The 517-nt window shown below is 63.4% G+C and carries 1 protein-coding gene; it reads right to left on the reverse strand.

All coding sequences use genetic code 11. The annotated features are described in order from the left end of the window. A partial coding sequence (locus tag RT97_RS33660) for a hypothetical protein (RefSeq protein WP_042582586.1) occupies positions 1-517 on the reverse strand: 517 nt, incomplete at both ends.

Here is a 517-nt window from a genome sequence, read left to right on the forward strand (position 1 = left end):
GCCTCTCGACCGGTCTGAGCTCGACCAACAGCAGCGTGAGCAGCCTGTCGACTTCGACGTCCTCGGGCCTGAGCACCACGAACAGCAGCGTCAGCAGCCTGTCGACTTCTACGTCGTCGGGCTTGAGCACTGCGACGAGCAGTATCGGTAGCCTGTCCACTTCGACCTCAAGTGGCCTGAGCACCGCCGCGAGCAGCATCAGCAGCCTGTCGACCTCCACGTCGTCCGGTCTGAGCACTGCCACCAGTGGTATCTCCAGCCTGTCCACGGGCTTGAGCACCACGAACAGCAGCGTCAGCAGCCTGTCGACTTCTACGTCGTCGGGCTTGAGCACTGCGACGAGCAGTATCGGTAGCCTGTCCACTTCGACCTCAAGTGGCCTGAGCACCGCCGCGAGCAGCATCAGCAGCCTGTCGACCTCCACGTCGTCCGGCCTGAGCACTGCCACCAGTGGGATCTCCAGCCTGTCCACGGGCTTGAGCACCACGAACAGCAGCGTCAGCAGCCTGTCGACTTC

It is taken from the genome of Variovorax paradoxus, assembly GCF_000834655.1.
GTDB classification, from domain to species: Bacteria; Pseudomonadota; Gammaproteobacteria; order Burkholderiales; family Burkholderiaceae_C; genus Variovorax; species Variovorax paradoxus_F.